This is a genomic window from Methylomagnum sp., from assembly GCF_054333355.1.
In genome coordinates this window covers 1-2505 of sequence record NZ_JBTEKS010000516.1, presented here as the reverse complement: position 1 = coordinate 2505, position 2505 = coordinate 1, and the positions used below count along the sequence as shown (strand labels likewise).

The window sequence follows — 2505 nt, the reverse complement described above, 5'->3', positions numbered from 1 at the left end:
AGCAGGAACACCGCGAAGGCGACAATCAGGAAGCTAATCACGGAATTGGCGAACAGCCCGTAATTGATCGTCACCGCCCCCGCCTTCTTGGCCTCCGCCAAGGCGCTGTACGGACCCGCCGTCGCGCCATCCTTAAGCACCGCGTACAGGTTGGAAAAATCCACATTGCCCAGCACCAAGCCGATGGGCGGCATGATGATGTCGTCCACCAGTGACTTGACGATGCCGCCAAACGAAGCGCCGATGATGATACCCACGGCCATATCGACGACGTTGCCGCGCATGGCGAATTCTTTAAAGTCTTTCAGCATTGCGTCACCACTTTTGTTGTTTTAAGGATTTTTGGTAAATAACGAAGCCAGCGCGAGTTTACCGGAGCCGGCACCGTAAAAGAAACCCTTGGCCGCGACAACTGGAAGACCGACTAGGCTTTCAAAACCAAGTCGGCCTTGCCCCCCTCCAGCACCAGCCCGCCCGCCTTCGCCCACGACAGCAGCCGCCGCAATTCCGTGGCGTCCAGCCAAATCCCATGGGCCGGGCAGCGGTCCACCACCACGCCGCTGAACCGGGCGTAATTCTTCCGCTGCATGAATTCCCGGCACACCGGACAGCGCCGGTAGTGGCAATGGGCCTCGGGACGCCAAGTTTCCTCGGCCAGCTTGCGCAGCCGACGCGGGTCCGCTTCGTGGACATGGGGCACGGCCAGCTCCAGCAGGGTTCCCAGTTCGTTGGTGTCGAGAAACAGGCCAAGACAGCCGCCGCACTGCTCGATCAAAAATGTCCCGGATAGATGAAGGTCAATGGTGCGGAGCGGCGCTTCACACGCCGGGCAGACGCGCTCGGTTTCCGGGACGTGGACCGTGTAGGGATGGATCAGGGCGAGGTCGATTTCGTTGGCGGTGCCGCAGTGGGCACACACCATCGAATCCACGGGTAGCGGTGCCCCGCATTGGCGGCATTGGGACATCGGGCTCGATCCGGGCGCAGCGGGGCTTGTTTAGGCGTCCCCCGACTTTTTCTTGCCCCCGAACGCCTTGCCCAACACGCCCAAGCCCACCAGTCCCGCCGCGATGATGATCTTGGCGAACTTGGCGAAGAACACCCCCGCCAGCGCCAGCAAGCCCAGCTTCTTGGCCGCGACGCCCGCCACCAGGGCGGCAAGCCCATATTCGGCCACCTTGTCGGTCTCGGCCTGGAAGTCGGCATAGCGCTTGCCGGCGTCGAATTCCAGCGAGGCCAGCATGTTGTGGGCGACGCCCTTGAGCTTGCCGATGGCGTTGAGGTCGGTCACGAGGTTCAGGCTGATATAGCCCTCCCGGCCCAGCATCAGCGTGTTGTAGTTGATCCCGGCGGCCTCGCCCGGCGCCTGGCCCTTGATCCGGCTGGACAGCGACCACACCAGCCGGTGGGTGTCGGCCTCGTAACGCGGCTCTTCCACCCAGCCCGCCACCTCCATCTCCGGCAAACTGCGGCGGCGGCGCTCGCTGTTGGCCGCTTCCGTGCCCTTGCGGATTTCCGCGAGGATGTCGTCCGACTTCCAGTCCTTGGCGTCGTTGTCGCGGATATAACCGGCGGGATTGAACGTCGCCACGATGAACCAGTCGGTCTCGGTGTCCCCGGACGGAAAGATCATGCCCTGCACGTTTTCATTGCCGGGATTGCCCATGGCCTCCAGCAGGCTGCGGGCCGCTTCGGCGGGCACGAAGTTGTAGCCCGTGGGCAATTGCAGCACCGCCCGCCCGGCGATGGGGATATTGGCCGGGCCTTTTTGCAGGGCCGCGCCCGCTTGTTGGAAAGCGGTCTCCAATTCATTACGGGCGGGTTCGGGCAGGCCCGGCTCGGCGCTGGCCGGGGCGGTGGTCAGGCTCAGGGCCAAGGCAAGCCACCAGTGGGCGAGACGCGGCGGGCGGGTGCGGAGGTTCGGCATCTGGGTAAATCCATGAGGGTACGGGAGCGGCGTATTCTGTAGGGTTTACCGGGAATCGTCGAGTTACAAAGCCGCCAGTTAGGCGTCCTGCATCGGGATTGCTCGCCCCGCCTGCGCGCTCCCTTCGACTCCGCTCAGGGAACGCGCCAGCGGATCGAGTCACCAACGAATCCGTACCTTCTTCTCCCCCCATTCCTCGGCCTTGCCCACCTTCTTGCCCATGTGGATGTCGATGCGGCGCTTCCATCGGTCGTCCATCTTGTCCCAGACCACGAAATTGCCGAAGCCTTCCACCTTGACCTGGGTGCCGCAATCCAAGCCCATTTTCATCAGGTCCGGGGAGACGGCCAGCAGGTTCACGCCCTGCCGGATTGGCTTGTTGCAGGCGCCGACATGCGGTGTGCCGTCGGTCTGGGCGCGGATGGAGTTGTAGGCGGTGGCCGTCACGGTCAGCGAACGGGCCTGGGCGGGCGCAGCGGCGGCGAACAGAACCGATACGGCCAGCCACGCCGGATGGGCGGGGGGAAATGATAGGCGCATGGACTTTCTCCTTGTCCGATATGAAGGTGGGAGCGGGG

4 protein-coding genes are annotated in these 2505 nt (G+C 63.8%); all 4 read right to left on the bottom strand.

The features are described 5' to 3' along the window. On the bottom strand, window positions 1–311 hold a 311-nt coding region (mscL, locus tag ACXWUF_RS21880; RefSeq protein WP_458496627.1), incomplete at its 3' end, for a large conductance mechanosensitive channel protein MscL. A gap of 113 nt (window positions 312–424) precedes the next feature. Further along, window positions 425–967, bottom strand: coding sequence for a TFIIB-type zinc ribbon-containing protein (locus ACXWUF_RS21875; RefSeq protein ID WP_458496626.1), 543 nt, complete (start codon window positions 965–967; stop codon window positions 425–427). A 30-nt stretch (window positions 968–997) separates the two neighbouring features. Next, window positions 998–1927, bottom strand: coding sequence for a DUF2167 domain-containing protein (locus ACXWUF_RS21870; protein WP_458496625.1), 930 nt, complete (start codon window positions 1925–1927; stop codon window positions 998–1000). A gap of 159 nt (window positions 1928–2086) precedes the next feature. Continuing rightward, window positions 2087–2467, bottom strand: coding sequence for a 3D domain-containing protein (locus ACXWUF_RS21865; protein ID WP_458496624.1), 381 nt, complete (start codon window positions 2465–2467; stop codon window positions 2087–2089). Between the last annotated feature and the right edge of the window lie 38 nt (window positions 2468–2505).